Consider the following 20,295-nt stretch of genomic DNA (forward strand, 5'->3'; position numbering starts at 1 on the left):
AGCGAGCCAGTGTTCAGGCCGAGGGTTGCTCGGCGAGCATCCAGACCTGGCGCAGACCGAGTTCAGCCCGAATGTCCTCCGGGAGCTGTTCGTAGACGCGGAGAACCGCGTCCACGACGTCGTCCGCTTCCCAGCATCGCAGTCGGAAATGCTCGTTCTGAATCGTCATGCGCGCTGGCTTGGTGACGCCGCCCCACGCCACCAGCAGCCCCTGCTCGGCATCTTGAATCGACAGGACTCCGAGCAGATCGCGCACGACCGGGTCCCCGACCTGTGCGCCCGACTTCACCTGGACGATGAGCCGAGGAGAGTCCATCCCGAGAAGTCCTCGTCCGGCGACGATGTCGATCCCGCCGTCGGCCCCGCCGAGGGAAGATCGACAAACGAAGCCCTCAGCCTCGAGCACCGCTTGCACCAGCACCGTCAACTGGTGGCCGCTGAACTTCGCGGCGATGTGGGCGAGGATCTGCGTGCGCGCGAGATCGGCGATGTCGGCATGCAGTTCGGGCTCATCGACGTCGTCCTCGTCGGCGATCACCGGGCGGGTCGCGAGCGGAGTCGTGAACGGAACCGGTCCAGGATCGGTGCCCGTCGCCAGCAGCGATTCGAGCCGGGCCACCGCGTGGCCCTTCGTCGGGGCGAAGATTGAGAGCGCGGAACCGAGCGTGTAGAGCAGATCCTGCTGCACCGCCGAGCGCGGCAGGTCGGTGCGCTCCCATTCCACTCGAACGACATGACGACAGTTGGGGTCAGCTTCGTCGGCGAGATACTCGTACCCGCCAGTCACCCGACCGATCGCGATCTGACGTGTCGTCTTCAGCGGCATCGCGAGCAGGTCGCCGACCTTGATGCGTCCGCGAAGCGCCCACACCTGGCCGGTGTAGTTCGCTTGCGCGTTTGGGGTGAAGTCCGGATAGGTCGCTTCGATCACCGCCGCGATGTCTTCACGCGAAGTGCAGGCGCTCAGATCTGGAACTTCGCCCCATCCCCCACCTGAAACCCCGTTCGCCAGAGCCCACTGATCGCGTTCGCCATAGCGCCCCGACCGAACCACCCACGCTGCTGCGCTCATCGCACCTCCTCACCTGAGGATGCCAGATCGCCGCCGCGAGTGGCGCCGCGTGCAGGGCCGGGCCGCGAACAGATCGCCGCAGCCTGGGGAGCTAAGTCTGACTGGCTCGCCTTCGCCGCGACAGCTGGCACCGTGAGCGCAACCGCACTCGCCTTCCGGCGCGTGGATACGCTCGCGTGGAGCGCCAGTTGACGGCACCAATGAGAAAAGCCCCGGAAAACCGGGGCTTCATTCACTTCAAAACTTGCTGGGGTACCTGGACTCGAACCAAGAACAACTGAGAGCCGCCTGGCCCGTCCGAGCGAAGCCCCGAATCGGTGGAGTTCCCCGTAATTTCAGGGATCTCATGCGGCTCAGTCTACCGCGGGCTACCGACAGCTACGCGGTGATTCGGGCTGATTCGCGCCTCTCGGGCAGGTTTCTGGTCACCAATCTGGTCACCAGATCGGATAGGGCCAGATCCGACGAAAGCCGTCACAGGTCAGTCTCACCTGTAGCGGATTCTGTCGGCTCGGACGGCGTGACGGGCGCAGTACTCCAGCTCCGTTCGGCGGGGCTCCACACAGCCTCGGCGTCGAGCCCGTCGAGCACTGGGTCGACGAAGTCAGCAGCCGCAGCGACGGTGTCGGAGAACGTCTCCGGCAGACTCGCGCCCGCCTCGCCGAGCCTCGTCCGGTAGGCGACATAGGTCGAGTTGCGCAGCACTGCGAGCCCCTCGGTGGCCTGCGCCAACGGAATCAACGTGGTTCCGCGGAAACCTGCAGTCGCCGTGAGCGCCTCGCGCAGTTCCCCGCACTGGAGAGCCTGTGTGCCAGTCAAGAGGTGGATGTCCGCGAAGTCACGCACGCGCGTGTTCGCTCGTCCCAGTTCGATCGCGGTGACGAGTTTCTCTGCGAGCACCGTCTCGATTGGGTAGCCCAGGATGCGGATCGGCGGAGCGTCCGGCCGCAGCGACGGCAGCTCAACTGTTCGCGGGGCCGGCGTGACGGGGTCGCCGAAGTTGATGTCGAGCCGCAGCTTGACCTGCGCTGTCGCGAGCCGTGCCGTCATCGTGACCCGCACGCCGGAATACAGCGCGTCATCACGAATCACCGCAGTGGTGACTGTGTCTGGCAGGAACTCCACGCCGTCGTCTGCATCTTCGATCGCGGCAATCTCAGCGACGCGGCGAGCGACGGTCTCCTCGTCGGAGGCCATGTTGCGCGCGAGGGCGTCAGCGTCGACCGTGGGACGGCGGGTGCCGAAGGAAGCGAGCAGCATCCCGCCCTTCAGGATGAAGTCCTCGGCGTACGGTGAGCGCGACATCCGCGACAGCCACCGCTCAACAATGTACATCGTGAGCAGCTCCTGCGTGCCACGCTTCTGGCGGCGAGCCTGGTTCTGCAGGTCGAGGTATGCGCGCCCTGCGGCGCTCTCTCGCGTGGGACGACTCATCGGGCACTCGCGACATCGAGCGCAGCGCGCATCGGCCCAAACGTCCCCAGCGCCTCCGCATACTCCAGCAGCAGTGCCGGTTTCGAGTTCGGTGATGCCAGATATCGGTGAAGCGCGGCATGCGCAATCGGCTCACCAAGGCGTCTCCGGAATCTCATGAGATCCACCACCGTCCTCGCCGCATCGTAGATGCACACGGGCTCCCCCGGCCCCGCCTCGAACGCGGTCACACCGAGTTCGAACGTGGCCTCATCGAAGCGGAATACCGTTACGGGCGGGTAAGCGATCACCGGCGTATGCGACCGCTTAGGAACCGCGATCTGCACCGACGCCGGCATCTCATCCGTCAAGTCGTGGATCGCTGCCGCCGAGACGCAGCACACGATCGCGCGAGGAGCGCGGTGTGCCACGGCGATCACGTCGGGGTACGACGCCGGGGGCGCGTCTGCCCGGCGGAAGACCCCGCGCGAGAGTTCGATGATCCGCCCGCCATCTCGCCAGGCATACAGATCTCGCGGATGCACACCGTGCGCCCGCGAGGTCTCCGTCGTGAACGTCGACGGGAGCGACTCGTCCAACTCCTTCATGGATATAATCCTTGCACAGGACGCTCAATGATGTGCGGTTTTTATCCATCTCGGGTCACGCGCTCTTCTTGCTCTGGTCAACAGTTTTGCTCTGGCTTCTGCGAAAGCTCCGAAGAGGAGTGCGTCGCGGATCGACCCGCTGAGTCTGTCGAAGATCTCGGCCTCAGCCATCTCCTGCCGCGAGGTCTCCGCCGCGGGGATGTCGGTCATTCGGTTGCCTCGCTCCCGGATGCCACCTCGACGACCTGTTCCTCCGCAGAGACTTCTTCGGCGCGATCTCCCATCATCATGCGATAGTGACCGATCTGGCCGTGCTCCTCGAAGATGCGACGAAACACGCGGAGGTTAGATTCCACGGTGCTCGGCGTCGGCGAGTAGTCAAGGTCGTCGAAGATCGAGTGGGAGCCAGCATTGACCCAAGTGAAGAGCGAGCGACAGATGACTTGCTCGTCTCCCTCGAACTTGGCGATGATGGCGGGGTCGTCGACGCCGCCAAGCACCTTGAAGTACGTCTCTAGGATGCGACGCAAGGTATTCTGGAGGCCGACCGCGCTCTCCGCGGGACGCGCGGCCGACCTCTTGACCTCGTCCCACAGTGCTCCGTAGGCGGTCTGGATCGGGTTGTCGTCGCGCAGTTCGACTTCGCTCGACTGTCCGTTTCGCTTGCGCACGACGCCGTACTTCCAAGACCCGAGCTTTGGGCCACCGTGCGGGCGATACGTGACGTCCTTGTAGAAGTGCGCGTTGTGCGTCATGAGCAGGAGCTGCCGAACTCGACCAGTGCCTGCTGCGACATCCTCGACGATCCTGCGGACAAGGGTGGAGACGGCGTACAGCACGTCGCTGTCGAGGCTTGAGATCGGGTCGTCGATCACTGCCAGGAGGTCATTCGGCTCGGATTCATCCTGCGGCGAGCCCTGTAGAGACTGGGCGAAGTAGAGAAAGGTGATGAACGTCCGCTCGCCTTCACTGAGCGTTTCCGTGGCGACATCGCCGTTTGAGCGGACGAGGGTGTAACCGTCCTGAACTGCTGTCGACTCCGCGAGTGAGAAGGAATGGAAGCCGACGGAGTCCAAGAGGCGGTTGATGCGGTCGATGATCGGCTTGCTTGACGTGACCTTCGCCTGCAGCTCGCGGAGGCGCGACTCTTTGGCACGAACGTCAGTCTTCGCCGACTCAATCCGGCCTTCGAGGTTCTGCTTTCCCGCCAGATGTCCGGGCATCGCCCCCTCGTAGCGGCTCAGCTCCGCCAAGAGGGTCGCCCGTGCGAACACGACCCAACAGCGGTCGAGAAGCGACTTCTTCGCCGCTGATCGGTTTCTGAGGAGAAGGTTGAAGCCTTGGATGGCCTCGTTGGCCTCCCGAACGACGGCGTTGACACCTTCTACCTGCGGCGAGGGATCAGGCACCGACAGGATGCTCGAAGGCCCCGACAACTTTGCGTTGATCTGCGCTCGGGCGTCAGCGATCACCCTCTCCAGCGCCATCCTCGCAGCTGCTAGCCGTTCGGCGTTTATGTGCTCTGTGACTCCCGCTCGCGCCGTCAGATCGTCGAGATAGGTTGCCCACTGCTGTGCCCAGGTGTCGAAGTGCCGGTTGAGCGCCGACAGTTGCTCCATCTGCTCGACGTAGGTGCGGTCGAAATACGCCTCCAACTGCTCACCGAGGTCGGACGGAATGGCCTGCTGGCAGAACGGACAGACGCCGTTCGCGTGTTCAAGATGTGTGCGACCGTGCTGCACCCAGTCGGCATTGCCGAGCTGCTGGATAAGGGGCGCGAGGTGCACATCGCCGCTACCCACGACCGCCACCCCCAGGAGCCAGTGGCCGGGCGCGTCTTCGATCCTGATGTCACGTCCAAGCGGAAGTTCCTGGAGGGGTTGCGCATCGTCGGCGAGAACCGCTGCCGCTTCGGAGGTGAGTGCCGCGAAGTCCTCGGATGCGGAGAGGTTCGCCGCAGCAACTTCGAGCAGTCGGTCGACAAGCCGGTCCTTGCTGTTGTTGTACCCCGTGAACATCTCGCGCAGTTCTGCGGGGACTTCGCTGCGTTTGGCCCATGCCGCATCCTTCAGCGCGGTACGGACGCCCTCGATCTCATCGTTCTTCGCTTCCAAGGCGGACTGAAGTCGCGCAAGACCTTCCTTGGCTGTAGCGATCGAGCCTCGCGGACCTGTCAACGATTCGATCTCGGTCTGGATCTCAGCGTTCGTCTCTCCCAGGAGGAACACGCCCGCGAGGTGGCCTGCGGGCGTGAGCGTCGCATTGACGTAGTCGCGGTTGTAGACCTTGATGCCTAGTTCGCTGGCGGCTGGGAGCCACTCCAGAGACGTTCCAGCGAATCGCGTCGAGTCAGCCAGAGCGCGGCTGATCGTTGTCTTACCGGAGCCGTTCGGCCCGAAGAAGAAGTTCACCGGCTTGAGTGGGCCGATGTCAGCGCCAGAGGCCGGGTCGAAGGCGGGGGAACCGCGCAACCGAATGTACTGGAGCATCGCTGGGCCGGCCTATGCCTTCGAGCCGGAGGGCTTGTTGTCGGCACGTGCGTCGATGACGACGATGGACTTCTCGCCGCGAAGATCCAGCTCCTTCAGAACGGCATCGACTTTCGCCACGTCCGCGTCCGTGTAGCAGACGATCATCTTGACCGATGTGCGCGTGCCGTTCGCCTTCTCGTAGACCTCGACCTGGTTCTGGAGGTTGCGCTTCAGTTGGCTGTTGCTGGCGAGCTTGATCTCGATCAGCGACTTGTCGACGGCCCCCTTGCTCACCTTGAAGTCCACAGGACCGCGCCCGTTGTTGACCTCACGATTCACGTCGAACTCGCTACCGAAGAAGATGAGGCCGAAGAAGAGTTGGACCTCCTTCTCCGTAGCGAGAGGGCGTTCCCGGCCCGGCTTGTTGATGAGCCGGTAGCCGTCCTGGTTCTCGACGTACTGCTTGAAACCGTTCGCGCGGATCAGTGCCTCGTCATAGCTATTGACTGGCGTCAAGTACAGCGAGGTGTTGGTGCGGATATCTTCGACGACCTTCTGCACCATCTGCACGAGAATCTCGAAGACCTCCTGCCGCCGTTGTGCGCTGAGGCCGGCTGCCTGCTCCCCGGTGTCCTCCTTCTGACGGATGTAGTAGTCGATGAGCTCTGGGAACTGGCGGATCGCCGCAGCCGCCAGGTCCGAGTACTCCTTCTTCGTGGGGCTGTCGCTCAGCTTCTTGAAGAGGTAATTGTTAACCTGTGCGCGAAGCTGATCATCTTCGATGGCGTCGGGGATGCTGCTGAACTCGCGAACGAAGTCCGAGCGGCTGATCCAGGTGTCATCCTTGGTGAGCATGTCGGCCGGGGTGAGCAGGACGTAGTCCCCACGAAGCACGGGAAGCTCGTACTGGCGCGACTCCCACGTCTCGGTCTCGTAGTTGAAAGCAGCGCGGGTGACCAAGAACGTCCCGCGTTGATCGGCCGACAGATGCTTCTGCGCGAACGCCTGCGTGTACTCCAGCAAGTAACCCTTGATCAGGTTCGTGGTGAAGTCGCTGATGTTGTCACGTCCGACACCCTCCTTGATAAGCGCGAGCTTCTCCAAGTGAGCACCCTTAGTGATCGCCTCTGACCCGAACCCTCTCAGAATCGAGCCGAGAGAGCTGTGGAGCGCACGGGCGAAATCCTTGCCGAGCCCGCTCCCCGAGTTGCCGAGGACGGTGAACCCGAGCCAATTCTGCTTCACCTCCTGGAACATGTACCAGGACTTGATGAGCCCAGGATCGAGATCGGGTATGGCCCGGTCGCGGAGGAACACGAGGTAGCGGATCATGCTGTCGTGGAGATCGCGGTACTCCTGCTTCTTACTGTTGAAGAGCAGGAATGGGTCGACGAAGAGCGGCAGATCGGAGGCAAGACTGATGTCGAACGCGCCGTAGTCCTCCAACGCCTTCGGCGAAACCCCGAAGTGCTGCGAGAAGTACAGCTCGATGGCCACCCTCGCTACGCCCCCACGAGCTGCAGGAGATGGTCGTAACTGGTCACGCCGTGGTACCTGATGCCCGGAGTGCCGGCCACCTGATCGAGCTTCTCGAAGAGCTTGTTGGCACAGTCGATCTTCGCCTTCTCCGCGCCGCGCAGTTCCAGCGATGAAAGGGAGAACTTCGTTTCGGCGACGAAGTAGACGTGCTTGACCGATCCCTCCTGAAACGCGATCGCCCAGTCGGGGTTGTAGTCATCGAGCGGGGTCGGGATCTTGAACCCACGCGGGAGTTTGGTGAAGACCGACACCTCCTGACTGATGTCGAGTGCTGCACCGAAGTCGCGCTCGACCTGTGAGTCGTCGAGGACGTACTCGTAGACGTTCTTGTTGGGCGTGTGCACGGCCTTCGAGAGATCCTGAGCGGTCTGGTTCTCGGTGAAGATCGAGGCGTCGTAGCGGTCATCGAGGACGTCGTACTCGATATGCTCGACCATCGTCGCTGCGGCTTGCTCACGGATGAGTCGAGCGGCTTCGGTGATGAACTGCTCAGGGTTTTGCTTGAACTTCGCGAACGTGTTGGGCGTGACGCCGCGGAGGATTGTCGCCACAGTGCGGCGGGTGAGCTTGGTCTTCTCAGCGATCTCGCCGATCAGGTCATAGGGCACCGTGGAGCTAGCGCTAAGGGTCGACTCCGACGACTTCGTGCGCGTCATCTTGAAGCTCTCGCCCGACTCCAGGTGCTCCGCCTCGATGACATCACGCTGCACGCCTTCGGTCACGACATACTGGAGTCGAGCCACTTCGAGCGACGTGTCGAGGACGCGGATGCAGTTGTCGATGAGTTCCTGAGAGTCGAACGCGACTTGGTACACGACGCGGTGGTTGATTCGCTCCCAGAGCTCCTGGAACTCCTTCTTGTTGAAGTTCACCTTGTTCATCGGCACGACCTTCGCCTTGCGCCCGTCGTCGACCTTCGGGGCCTGAACGTGCAGTGAGTCAATCAGGTCAGCGACCTGGTAAAAGTACGGCTGGAGTGCGGGCGGCATCGCCGGGATCTCGGGCAAGTCGGCGCGGCCGAGCCATTGGTCGGTGAGGTGCTGGTCGTAGTCGATGAAGTCGTGCTTGATGAGCCAGTGCTGGAGCTGCTTCGCTTCATCGAGCGTAATCTTGTGCTCGGTGCCGGCGATGGCGTCGCGCAGGATCGCCCCGACGAAGAACTCGGGCGTCGCCTTCCGCGGCCGTGCGCTGAGGAGGCCCAGCGTCTCCTTCTGGAACCCTGCGACGAAGTCGACGTAGGACTCCTCGGTCACGACGGTCAGGACGTTGATGTCGTGGACGGTCACCGGGTTGTCGGTTCGGTCACCATTGTGGCCGACGGCGAGACGGAGACCGCGCCCGACTTCTTGGCGGCGTGAGTCCCCCGCGGTGGCCTTCTTGAGGAATCCGAGCGTGAACACGTTCGGGTTGTCCCAGCCCTCGCGTAGAGCGGAGTGGCTGAAGATGAAGCGGAGCGGGTAGTCGCGGTCGAGGAGCTTCTCCTTGTCCCGAAGGATCGCGTCGTATGCCTCCGCGTCCTTCGAGAGCCCTTTGCCCTTCTCGTCGGATGCGTCAGAGGCGTCGCTGTCGACCCAGCGCCCGGTCTTCTTGTCCACGGAGAAGTAGCCGTTGTGGATATCGCGTACCGCGTCACGCTCCAGGAAGGTCCGGTATGCCGCCCCGGATTCGTCAAGGTCGAGCTCGCCGAGCCGCTCGGTCTTGAGGGCTTCGTACTCCTGCTCGAAGACACGGGCGTACTCCCCCAGCCGGTCGGGCTGGTCATAGTCGCGGTACTTCAGCACCTCGTCAATGAAGAAGAGGGAGAGCACCTTGATGCCAAGGCCGAAGAGCTGTCGCTCCTTGTCGAGGTGGGCTCGGATGACCTCGCGGATCTGGAGCCGCCGCTTCTGCTCGTCGGTGACGTCGTTGGTGACCTGACCGCCCTGAAGCACCTGCCCGTCGAGGAGGGTGACGGTGTTGGCGATCGCGTCGATGTCGTCGATGACGAGCCCCTTGTACGCTTCGATCCCACCGGAGATGTCGTGAAGCCGGTCACCCTGCTTGACCTTGACAGTCTTGAGCCCGATACTCCCGTTCTTCGGCTGGTGTTGGATCTCGATTCGAGCCTTCGGGAAGTCTGCGCCTTTGCCGAGTTCGAGACCATCGACGTACAAGTAAGCGCTACTCCCCGCGAGTCCCTTCACGCTGATACCGCGTGCGGCGATCTTCTTGACGAGCTTCTTGTTGTAGGCGTCAAGGGCATCGAGTCTGTGGACCTTGTTGTGCTCGATGGCGTGGGTCGCGGAGTACCGGAGCGCGAAGAGCGCGTTGAACCGTCCGAGCGCCTTCAGCGTCTCACTGGGCTTCGACGGGTTGCTACCGAGACGCTGCGGCTCATCGATGATGAGGATCGGGCGGTTGGCGGCGATCACGTCGATGGGGCGACGGGACTTGAACCCGTCGAGTGTCTTGAACATCTTCAGGCCCGACGACTTACCGCGTTTGGCAGAATCCTGGTCGGCCTTCTTCGCGTCGCGGTTGAAGTTCTGCGCGTTGATGATCATCACCTGGATGCCCGTGTCGGACGAGAAGGTCTCAACGTCTTCGAGATGCTCGGAGTCGTAGACGAAGGCCCTGGCCTGCGCCTTGTACTCGGCGAGGAAATGGTCGGCGGTGATCTCGAAGGACTTCTTCACGCCCTCACGGATCGCGACGCTCGGGACGACGACGACGAACTTCGACCAGCCGAACTGCCGGTGAAGCTCCATGATCGTCTTGATGTAGACATAGGTCTTCCCGGTGCCGGTCTCCATCTCGATATCGAGGTTCAGCCCAGCCGCCGGGCTCGCAATCAGCTCGCCCGAGAGCGGGAGCCCGCTCGTGCGACGCTGCACCGCCTGGATGTTGTCGAGAAGCTGTGCGGGGTTCAGGAGCATGGCACTGTTGCCGTAACCCGTCGCGGCGGCGGCCTCATCGACGCCATGATCCAGTTCGGGAAGGCCGCGTCGGCCGGTCGTGCGACCAGGGTCGATCTTGTAGGTGATGTTGTCGGCGAACGGCTGCCGGTGCACGGCCCGGAAGCAGTCCACGACGGCGTGCACGGCGGCGGTCTGATACTCCTGAACCTTGAATTGCAGCTTCATCTGTTCAGATCACCTTGACCGTCGTGTCAGGCGAGAGCTGCTCGAACACCTGGTGCGCGTTGATCGCCGCGTCGTCCGAGGCGAATCCGGTGTCCTTGAAGACAACCTTTTGCGTGGTGTCCGCTGCCGCGCGCAGCGCGAGCGCGCGGATCAGCGCCTCATCGAGCTGGTCATCGAAGCAGGCAAGCAGAGCACCGTCCTCGACGGAGTAGACCTCGTGGCCCCAGATGGACTCAACGCTGATCGGCGCGGAGAGGTTAAGCCCCCAGGCGATCAGCACCTCGAACAGCACGTCCAAACCACTGCGGTCGGGCTTGACGCTTTCCACGAGGCCCAGCAGCGTCTCCTGATCGGCCGCGTCCGGGGTCGTGGTGATGTCCGTGAAGTTGCTCGTGTCGATCGAGAACGCGCGGAAGCCGGTGTCGCCGTTCCATTCCGAGGGCTTGCGATCCGCCAGAATCTGCGCACCGGCCTTCTGGATGCGGATCTTGGTCAGCTCGGCGATGTTCAGCGGCTTGTCGAGCTTCTGAAGTAGCTTGATCGCGTTCTGGATCGTTGTCTTCGCCGAACCGGTCGCCGACTTGAGATTGTCCTCCAGCAGCTCCGGGAGTTGCACGAGGATCACCGGGCAGTTGAGCCCGGTTCGGGCGCAGAGGTCGAAGACGGCTTCGGCAGTGGTGCCAGAACCAGCGAAGAAGTCCATCACGATGCCTCCCTTGCCGCCAAGGACATACTCGAACAGGCGGGACAAGACCTCGTGGTCCTTGGGGTTGTTAAACACTTGGGCACCCATCAACGCCCTCAAGTGCTTTACAGAGGTCTGCGACTGACGATAGAAGTAGGTGCCTCGGACCTGGACGGCAAGTTCGACGTCATCTCCGGCATCCTGCTCGACACCCTCAGAATCCTCTTCGCCCACGATAGGGCGGAGATGCGATTTCCGGAGGGGTGGCTCTGTGTGATCGTCCCGGAACACGACGATCCCGAGCCGGATCTTCTCCTTCATCGTCTCCGGATCAGGCCAGATCCATCCGCGCTCTGGCACCTTGCACGGCTGGCCTGTGACGGGATGGATCACGTCGTATCGAGGGCCTCCGCCACCGGGCCAGGAGATGTTGTCGTCGCGCCACGGCCCGTTCGCATCGACCCGCTTGTAGCGCGCCCACTTCTTTGAGGGATCTGTGCGGGGCAGCGCGGAGAACCATGCCGAAAGGTCATGCTCGATGGCGGAGTCGTCTGCACCATGGATCTCACGAAGCCGGAGGTACTCGTCCCAGATCTCGCGCGCACCCGGCTTCTCCTCGCGCCAGGTTGTCTTGCGTTCACGGAGCGTCGACTTGGACTTTGCATAGACCATCACGTACTCGTGACCATTGGAAAAGAGCTTCGCGTCGTTCTTACGTCCCTTCTCCCACACGAGTTGCGCGATGAAGTTCTGTTCCCCGAAGACCTCATCCATCAGGCGGCGCAACGATGCCTGCTCTGCATCGTCGATGCTGACCAGGATGACGCCGTCTTGGGCAAGGAATCGCTTGGCCAGTCGGAGCCGCGGGTAGATCATGCTCAGCCAGTCCGAATGGAAGCGCCCGTTCGCCTCGGTGTTGGACACGAGCTTCTCGCCGGCCTCGTTCACCTGGCGCGACTTCCAGAGGAACTCCTGCGTAGAGGACGAGAAGTCGTCCCGGTAGACGAGGTCGCCACCCGTGTTGTATGGCGGGTCGATGTAGATCAAGCGAACCTTGCCGAGATAAGGCTCCTGAAGGAGCTTCAGCGCTTCCAGGTTGTCACCTTCGATGAAGAGGTTCTTCGTCGTGTCGAAGTCAACGGAGTCAGCGAGATTGGGCCGCAGGGTCTTGGCGATGGGCGCATTGGACGCAAACTCGGCGGCGAGCTTGCCCGGCCAGTCGATCTGATAGACCTCCTTGCCCTCGACGACGAAATCGCTCAACTCCTGCCGCAGTGCCTCGAAGTCGATCGCGTGGATGAGGTTGCCGTCGTCATCGAGGCCCTCGGTGACGATGTGGGGGAACAGCGCCGCCATCGCCTCGACGTTCTTGCGGGTCACGTCGGCTGACCGCAGCTCCAGCTTGTCCGGCTTCGTCATCTCTCCCTCTCACACCAGCGCCGCGAGCGCAGCCTGGTGTTCCTTCAGTGCTTTGCGTAGCTCGACCTTGCGGTTGAGCTGGGGCTCATTGCGGAGCTTCCGCTCCAGCGCGGCGATCTCACGTTCGAGCTTCCGGGCCCTGTCCATTCTCCCGGTGGCATCCGACACAGACTCCCCTCGGCGTGTCGCCACGGGCAGGAGCGAGGTGAGTAGCGACTCGTAGAGTGCAGGCAGGTCGATGGCTGCCGGGAGCGGCTGGCGGTCAGTAGCGATCGGGAGCCACGCAGTCGAGAAGTACGAGCCGACCTTCGGCGTGCTGCCGCCGAGCGTCTTCAGCGCGGCGACTGTGCGCACCATCTCGCCTGTGCTGATCTCGAAGACGATTGGAAAATGCACGGACTTGTCGATCGCCGCGAGCACATCGTCGGGGACATCGCTGCCCTTCGTTTCGACGGCGAAGACCTGGATCTCCGGGACAGCCTCCGTGCCCTTCAGCCGAATGGTCGACTCCGCGAGCTTGTAGTCCCAGGTGATGCGCTGGACGTCCTCGATGAACTTCTCGCGCAGCGCCGTGCGGACGTTGCCGTGCTCGTAGAACTTGGTCTTGGGCACGGTGCGGCCGAATGCCGCACTCTGCGGCCAGCGGTAGAGGACATCTCTCACTCGACGGGCTCCTCGACGATGGCGAGGAAAGCGATCAGCTCGAAGTCGTCGAGGCCGGTGATCGTCTGCTGCAAGGCGGTGGTGTGGCCCGGGCTGAAGAGGCTGTCGAGGTCGCGCTCTTCGGTCAGGTCAATCATGGAGCGGATCGCCTCGGTGAGCAGGCTGCTGTACTTGCCCATCTCGGCACCGTCGCGGGTGGCAGCGTTGAAGACGCGGCACACCTCCCAGGCGGGCTCGTCACGATTGCGGCATCCGGCGCGGATCAGGTCGAGCAGGTACTTCACCTCCGTGTGGTCGGCGATGACGTTGCCTTCGGTGTCGAGGTACACGAGATAGTGCGGGTGAAGGCGATTGCCCCGGTGCAGCATCTCGTCGGCGTTGATGTTTCTCAACGCGAAGAGCGCGCCGGGCTTCAGCCCCTTGTCCGGCTGAGCGGGAACGACCGCGTGAATCCCCTTCGGGGAGGTCGCAATGGTCGGGTCGTCCTTGATGTAGCCGAGGAGGTCCATGCGGAAGTCGTTCAGCCCAAGGTCGGTGATCGAGATGCCCGTGCGCACGTCCTCCATCTCGATTACTTCGTCCTGAAGACGGCGGAGCTGCTCCTTGCGGAAGGCCGCGTCGCTGGCCTCCTGCGTGAGGATGTTGTCGTCCGCCGTCGCCGTGATATCGGCGATGACCATCCGGTTCTCCACCCGCTCCTTGAGGTTGATGTACTCGTCGAGCGAGATATCGGGCCAGAAGTTGACGAGCTGGATGCGCTCGTTCGTCGAGCCGATCCGGTCGATACGGCCGAACCGCTGGATGATGCGCACCGGGTTCCAGTGAATGTCGTAGTTGACGAGGTAATCGCAGTCCTGGAGGTTCTGGCCTTCGCTGATGCAGTCGGTGCCGATGAGCACCTCGATCTCCGCGGTCTCGTTTCGCATCGTCAGGTGCCGCTGCTTCGAACGCGGCGAGAACAGGGTCAGGGTCTGCTGGAAGCCGTAGCCCTTGCCGAGGGTCGTCTTCGGATTGCCCTGGCCGGTGACCAACGCACTGTCAAAGCCACCCTGCTTCAGCAACGGTGAAAGCTCCCGGTACAGATACTCAGCCGTGTCAGCGAAGGCCGAGAAGATCAGCACCTTCCGGTTGCCGGGATTAATCGGGTCGGCGAACTTCGCCTCGATTCGCTCCTTCAGCGTGCGGAGCTTGAGGTCGTGCTCGGCGGTGATGCCGGAGATCGACGTCAGCAGGTTCGCGATGATCTGGCCGTCGTGCATCAAATCGCGGCTCCACGACTCGACGTCCACGTCGGCCAAGTCGACCTGCACCTTCTTGCCAACCGTGCCACTCGTGGGCACGTCGAAGTCGTCGTCATCGGCCTCCACGTCGTCGAATCCTGCGGCGACATCGGTGATCGCGCTCGCGCGGCTGTCGATCGCGTCGAGCGCCTCCTCGACAGTGGACTCCAGGCGGCTGAGGGTCAGCCGGAACGCCTCGATGCTCGACTCCAGGCGCTTGAGCAAGTTCACCGTCATGAGCTTCTGGATGCCCTTTTCGCGGTTCGCCGCGCCGAGGTTCTCCGTGGAGCCTCCTGCCCGGTTCTTCGCACCGCCGACGTTGCCGTACAGCACCTCGTACTTCTCGATGCGGCTCGGGAAGACGTAGGACAGCGGCGCGTAGACCGCGAGGGTGAGCGACTGGAGCTGGTCGAAGATCTCGTTGAAGGTCGGCGTGCCCGGCAGGTCGGTGAGCGGCGACCTGATCGAGACGGGCTGGAGTCGCTCGGGGAACGCTCCGATGTCGGCGGTGTCGTAGAACGCCTGGATGTGCTTGCGGGATCGGGCGATCGTGACCGAGTCGAGCAGCTCGAAGAAGTCGAAATCGAGCCGGGCGAGGATCGCCTCGGGGGTGCGCTCCTCCGGGGGCAGGTCCGACCATTCGTTGAAGACGCGCTGCGCCTGCCGGAATACCTCCTCGACGCTGGTGGAGAGGTTGAGCTTGGAGGCGAGCTGGGCGGACTCACCCTCGTAGGCGAGGGCGAGCTGGTTGCGCAGGTCGTTGAAACGGTTGTTCACCGGTGTCGCTGACAGCATCAGCACCTTCGTCTTCACGCCCTCGCGGACCACCTTGCGCATCAGGCGCTGGTAGCGGGTCTCGCGTTCCTCCATGAAGTCGGCGTTGCGGAAGTTGTGCGACTCGTCGATGACAACGAGGTCGTAGTTGCCCCAGTTCACCCGGTCGAGCGGGATGCCGAGCGACTCCCCCGACTCGCGAGAGAGATCGGTGTGCGCGAGCACGTCGTAGTTGAAGCGGTCCTTGGCGAAGATGTTCGTGGTCAGGTTCGCGTTGTAGTTCGTCCAGTTCTCCGCCAGCTTCTTCGGAGCAAGGACGAGCACAGACTTGTTCCGCAGCTCGTAGTACTTGATGACGGCGAGCGCGGTGAACGTCTTCCCGAGGCCCACGCTGTCGGCGAGGATGCAGCCGTTGTAGGTCTCCAGCTTGTTGATGACCCCGGTCGCCGCGTCCTTCTGGAAGTTGTAGAGCGCGTTCCAGATCGCGGTGTCCTGGTAGCCGGTCAGGTCGTTCGGCAGCACGTCCTCGTTGAGGTCGTCGAGGAACTCGCTGAAGAGGTTGTAGAGGATCAGGAAGTAGACGCGCTGCGGCGAGTTCTCGGCGTAGACCGACGCGATGTGGTCGTAGACCGTCTGCGTGACATCGTCGAGCTGCTCGGGGTTGTGCCAGATCTGGTCGAAGAGCTGGACGAACTGGCGCGTCTCGTTCGCTCCCTCGAATTTCGTGACGTAGTTTGAGGTGGCCGGGCCGCGCTCATAGCCGAGGTCGGCGGTGGTGAAGCCCTGGATCGGGAAGTACGCCGTGGTGTCATCGACTGCCGCCAGCGGCTGCATCGGTGCTCCAGTGCGGTTCGAGCGGAACGTCACCTTCTGACGCACCCACTCCGCGCACTCCCGCGCGATGGCGCGCTGCGTGAGCTTGTTCCGCAGTCGGATCTCGAACTCCGAGCCATACAGGCTCGACACGTCACCGTGACGCACCTCGAACTGTCGGCGCTCCGGGGCCGGCTTGTCCGTTGCCTTCGCGGTGTTGAAGGACGGAGCCGTGAAGATGAACTCCAGCTCCTTGATCTGCGACAGCTCTCGTTTGAGTGCCTCAAACGCGAAGATCGAGAACGTCGACGCCGCGATGCGCAGGCGCGACCCTGCCTTCACCTCTGCCTTCAGATCGTCGCCGAGCAGCTCGTTGACGTTGTCGATGATGCGCACTCAGCCCCGCCCCCGCGTTGAGTCAGAACTGTCGGTATCCGACGCGCCCGCACGCCGCACCCACTCATCGACCTCGGAAGCCTGGAACTTCCACAGACGCCCCACCTTGTGCGCGGGCATCCCCTTGTCGGCGATCCAGACGTAGACCGTCTCTTTGGTAACGCCCAGGTGAGCGGCGATGTCGTCGGCAGACAGCCAGGGCTCGCTCATGAGAGCACCGCTGAGACGAGTTCGGACGAGGTCATAGCTCAGAGCCTAGCGGCGCAACCATCTTTTGGCCGGTTTCTCCCGGTTTAGTCTTGCTCAGCTCGGCTGCCGCGCCACGACTAAAGTGACGGGCCGTCGCTATGTGGGGAGCGACCGCGGTCCCGTTCAAACGCCGGGGCGTCGAGCCGCGTCGCCCGTGCTTCCGCCGCTCTGCGGGTTTCCTCGGCGACGAGGCGCTGCGCCTCGGCTTGCGCTGCACGCTCGTGGACAAGCCGCACTGCGTCATCTTGTGGAAGCACATCAAGTTGGGCGAGGTAGCGGCGATCCTGCGCTGCCTGCTCGCGCAGGGCATTCACCCGCGCGGCAATCGCGCTCGGACGCCGGTTCCCGAGGGCGCGCTCGTACATCGCCGTGTGCTCCCGCGACTGCCGTGCGGTGATCTCTCTGACGATCTGGCGCGCCTGCGTGGCTTCCGCGCGTGCTTCGACGACCGCGGGCACGTGGCTGGCTTCGTGCTGGGCGACTGACTCGGACCACGCGGGCAGATTGCTCTCGCTACCGGGGGCGCTCTGCCACCGGCCGCGCATAACCCGCTCTGTCTCCGCACGCCGGGCGTCGGCGTTGTTCGCGGTGCGGGTGGCAGAGCGCTTGCGGAACCGAGACGCGCTTTCCTTGGCCCGGCGTGCCGCGATCGCGTTCTGCTGCGCAGCCAGGAACGTGGCGCCATCCGCGACTGCCTCCCGTGTCAGCGACTCCACAACGTTCGCGAGCACGGCAGCAGCCTTCGCATCGGCGGCTTCCGCCAGCTCCCGCTGCGGCTCGTACTCGGCCTTGTGCCGCTGGGACTGGTCGTGCAATCTGGCGGCTGCCGAGAGCCAGCGCTCGCGCTCCGCGTCAGCCTTCGCGATCCGTTCGAGAATCCGGTCGCGCTCCGCGCTCACGATGGACATCGGCCCGTCTGCAACGAGGTCCGCGACGGCCTCGCGGGCGCGTTCGGTGGCGTCTTCCAGGCCGCGGTCGGCGCGGTCTCGGGCGAGCGCATCGACGAACTGCTGCTTCGCGTCTGCGAGATCACTGGCGACGATGTGCAGCTTGTTCGTCCCGCGCCCGCGGGTCATGCCGACATAAACGCCTGCCGCATCAAGCGCGTCGGAGAGCAACGTGTGTGCCGCGTTCACCGTCGAGCCCTGGACGCCGTACGCGGTGACCGCATAGGCCAGGTGCGCGTCTTCGGTCACGTACTCTGCGGGCAAAGTCACGGTGCGCTGCTGCTTACGGCCGTTTCCGGTCTCGATAACGCTCAGCGCGCCGTCTTCGCCAACGTACTGCACCGTCCAGGTCTGCCGGTTGGCAACGCCGAGTGCGGACTCGTTGCGGCGAGTCTGGATCACGTCCCCAGCACCGATGGGCAGGCCATCGCTGCCGAACACCGTCCGCGCGTCATCGACCTTGCCGCGGTCGACCCTCCCGGCGCGGATGCGTTCGTTCAGCGACCGGGCCTCGTCGTTCGTCGCCGCGGTGATCGCATCCGCTGTACTCGTCGTCGTGGCGATGGCCGCCTGCACGTCCTCATCGGTGTCGTGCAGGATGATCAGACCGTGCTCGTTCAGCCGATCGAAGATCGCGACGGGGTTGCGGGCATGCCGCAGCTCGAGCGTGAGCGCCGCATACGCGGGGTCGGTGAAGCGGTGCAGGCTCGTCATATCCACGACTGCTGGGGTGAGTTTAATGGCGATGTCGAGCACACCTCCGCGCCCGACCGCAGCGAGTTGCGCCGGGTCTCCGACGAGCGCGACAGTCGCCCCGGCCTCGTCCGCGACTTGCAACAGGGCGAGGGCGGAGTCCTGGTCGAGCATCCCTGCCTCGTCGACGACGATCCGCTCACCTCGCGCGAGACGCGCCTCATACACCGGCCCCCGGTAGGTACTTCCGGTTTCGGGATCGGCATCACCGGGCCGCAGGCGTGTCCACACGCCGTCGCTGTTCCACCGGAACCCGTGTGCATAGACGAGCGCGGCCACGGAGTCGGTCGGGATGCCGAGTTCCTTCGCAGCGACGTCGGCGGCCTTCTTCGTCGGCGTGACGACCCGCGTCCCACGGCCCGCCGCGGCTTCGATGGCCGTCTTGAGCATCGTCGTCTTACCCGACCCCGCGGCGCCTTCGACCACGACGAGCGGGTTGGCGGATGCGACGGCTGCGGCCGCCCGCTTCTGGTCCTCGTCCAGACCCGCCTGTGCCGCAAGCTCGTGTACGTCCGGGATGCGCTGGTTGGACTTCTCCGCGCGTGCGGTGAGCAGGTCGCGCAGTTCCGTCTCGGCAGCGACGACGCGCAGCGATGTCAGATGCGCGACGTGCTCCGGCTTCGGCACACCGGGTGGGAGGACGGAGAGGCAATCCGATGCTGCGAGCTGCGTCGCCAGTTGCAGGAACTCTCGCAGCTCCTCGGGTGTGGCTTGGACGCCGTGCTCGGTGGTGATGCGGGTGACGTGCTCGCGCACCGTGTGCACCGTCCACGCCGATGCGCCCGCCGCCGCACGGTCAAGTGCACGAGATGCGACTTCCTCGATCCGCAGCTCGTCGAGCGCGACCGGTACAGGCCTGTGCGCCCGTGGCGCACCCGGGCTGTAGCCGGCGTCTTCGAGCTCCACGCGCCAGCCGGCCTCGCTGCCGAGCACCGTGGGCTTCTTCCCCGGGCGTTCGTGCTCCCACGCCTTCGCTTTCAGCCGCGCCCGCACCACCGGCCCCGGCTCCTCGCCGGGATGCGCAGCTTCCCACTCGGCCTCGAAGGTGGCGAGATTGCGTTCGACCTGCGCACCGCGCTTCGACAGGGCCGCGTTGAACGGCTCCAGCTCCGCGACCCCTCCCGTCACCGGATCGAGCGTGAGCCCGTGCTTCCCGAGCACGGCCGCAAGCTGCGGGTGCGCGGCGATGATCGCGGTGCCGAGAGCGCGAATCGCACCCTGCTGCTTGAACAGCGCGGCGGTGTCCAGACCGCGCCACTTCCCCGCGGCGTAGACGCGGGTGCCGATCTGGAAGTGGATGTGCCGATGCGGATCACCCGCACGGCTGGTCTTGTGCGCGACCGCGACGGTCTGCAACTGCTGCACCGACACAATCTCTCGGGCGTGCCGAGGCCCGATCCGGGTAACCGAGTGCTGGGCGAGCCAGCGTCGGATCTCCGCCGCCGCATCCTGCTGCGCGACGTCGAGCACGTCAGAGACCTCCTGGTGCAGGGCGGCGGCGATGGAGAGGGACTTCGGCGCGTTGATCACCATCTCCGCGAACCGCGGCGAACCCCGCATCCCCTCGCCCGCGCCGCGCGGGGTTCCCATCGATGTGCCGCTGATCGGGTCCGTCCAGTCCACCCACGCGGCGTACTGCACCGGGTCGAGCATCCGTGCCTCGATGACCTCGCCCGCGGAGTCGGTGACAGCGAACTCCGCGAGCGCGGTGCCGCCCTCCAGGTAATACTCGTCCGCGGTCGACCTGTCCGCCTCCAGGTATCGGCGCGCGGCCGCGCCGATACCGCGGAACAGAATCACACCGCCCTTCACCCCGGGCCTCCTCACGAGTCGTCTCATGAGGGAGGTGCGCACGCCCCACCCGCGGTGGCATACGTCCATGAATGAATCTGAGGAGATGCGCGTGGCGCGAGCGTCTGCGCCGGGGCGCAGATGAGCGGTCGAGACGGTTGGGGCAGAGTGGCGACGATGGTTCCTGGAGCGCCGTACATGGTCGCGGCGCGCTGGTGACGCGCGGGCATCGTTGAGCCGAACGATGCAGCCGAGCGGCTCTATGACGACCTCGGGGGCTCATCTGTTTGCGGACGCGAA

Annotated in this window: 11 protein-coding genes; all 11 read right to left on the bottom strand. The window is 64.1% G+C overall.

The window, feature by feature from the left end:
• Positions 1 to 13: 13 nt before the first annotated feature.
• The 11 genes from ACFWE1_RS01800 to mobF all read right to left on the bottom strand — a co-directional run bounded on the left by ACFWE1_RS01800 (position 14) and on the right by mobF (position 20,016).
• Positions 14 to 1,072: a restriction endonuclease gene (locus tag ACFWE1_RS01800; RefSeq protein ID WP_376931842.1), complete on the bottom strand. Its 1,059-nt coding sequence runs from the start codon at positions 1,070 to 1,072 to the stop codon at positions 14 to 16.
• A gap of 474 nt (positions 1,073 to 1,546) precedes the next feature.
• A complete protein-coding gene (locus ACFWE1_RS01805; protein ID WP_376931843.1) occupies positions 1,547 to 2,506 on the bottom strand; it encodes a nucleotidyl transferase AbiEii/AbiGii toxin family protein in 960 nt (319 codons plus the stop codon).
• A complete protein-coding gene (locus ACFWE1_RS01810) occupies positions 2,503 to 3,093 on the bottom strand; it encodes a hypothetical protein (protein WP_376931844.1) in 591 nt (196 codons plus the stop codon). Before ACFWE1_RS01810 ends, ACFWE1_RS01805 begins: the two co-directional genes overlap by 4 nt.
• Before the next feature lie 206 nt (positions 3,094 to 3,299).
• On the bottom strand, positions 3,300 to 5,582 hold the full coding sequence (locus ACFWE1_RS01815; RefSeq protein WP_376931845.1) for an AAA family ATPase: 2,283 nt from the start codon (positions 5,580 to 5,582) through the stop codon (positions 3,300 to 3,302).
• Positions 5,583 to 5,594: 12 nt separating this feature from the next.
• Positions 5,595 to 7,061, bottom strand: coding sequence for a hypothetical protein (locus ACFWE1_RS01820; protein ID WP_376931846.1), 1,467 nt, complete (start codon positions 7,059 to 7,061; stop codon positions 5,595 to 5,597).
• A 5-nt stretch (positions 7,062 to 7,066) separates the two neighbouring features.
• Positions 7,067 to 10,225: a DEAD/DEAH box helicase family protein gene (locus tag ACFWE1_RS01825; protein ID WP_376931847.1), complete on the bottom strand. Its 3,159-nt coding sequence runs from the start codon at positions 10,223 to 10,225 to the stop codon at positions 7,067 to 7,069.
• A 4-nt stretch (positions 10,226 to 10,229) separates the two neighbouring features.
• On the bottom strand, positions 10,230 to 12,329 hold the full coding sequence (locus ACFWE1_RS01830; RefSeq protein WP_376931848.1) for a site-specific DNA-methyltransferase: 2,100 nt from the start codon (positions 12,327 to 12,329) through the stop codon (positions 10,230 to 10,232).
• Positions 12,330 to 12,338: 9 nt separating this feature from the next.
• Complete coding sequence (locus ACFWE1_RS01835) at positions 12,339 to 12,992, bottom strand: DUF4391 domain-containing protein (protein WP_376931849.1); 654 nt, start codon at positions 12,990 to 12,992, stop codon at positions 12,339 to 12,341.
• Positions 12,989 to 16,255, bottom strand: coding sequence for a helicase-related protein (locus tag ACFWE1_RS01840; protein WP_376931850.1), 3,267 nt, complete (start codon positions 16,253 to 16,255; stop codon positions 12,989 to 12,991). Before ACFWE1_RS01840 ends, ACFWE1_RS01835 begins: the two co-directional genes overlap by 4 nt.
• Entirely contained in the window at positions 16,256 to 16,465 is a 210-nt protein-coding gene (locus ACFWE1_RS01845) for a helix-turn-helix domain-containing protein (RefSeq protein WP_376931851.1), read from the bottom strand.
• Positions 16,466 to 16,581: 116 nt separating this feature from the next.
• Positions 16,582 to 20,016, bottom strand: a complete 3,435-nt coding sequence (gene mobF / locus ACFWE1_RS01850; RefSeq protein WP_376931852.1) for a MobF family relaxase — start codon at positions 20,014 to 20,016, stop codon at positions 16,582 to 16,584.
• Positions 20,017 to 20,295: the final 279 nt, after the last annotated feature.

Source organism: Agromyces sp. NPDC060279 (assembly GCF_042726785.1).
Lineage (GTDB): Bacteria > Actinomycetota > Actinomycetes > Actinomycetales > Microbacteriaceae > Agromyces.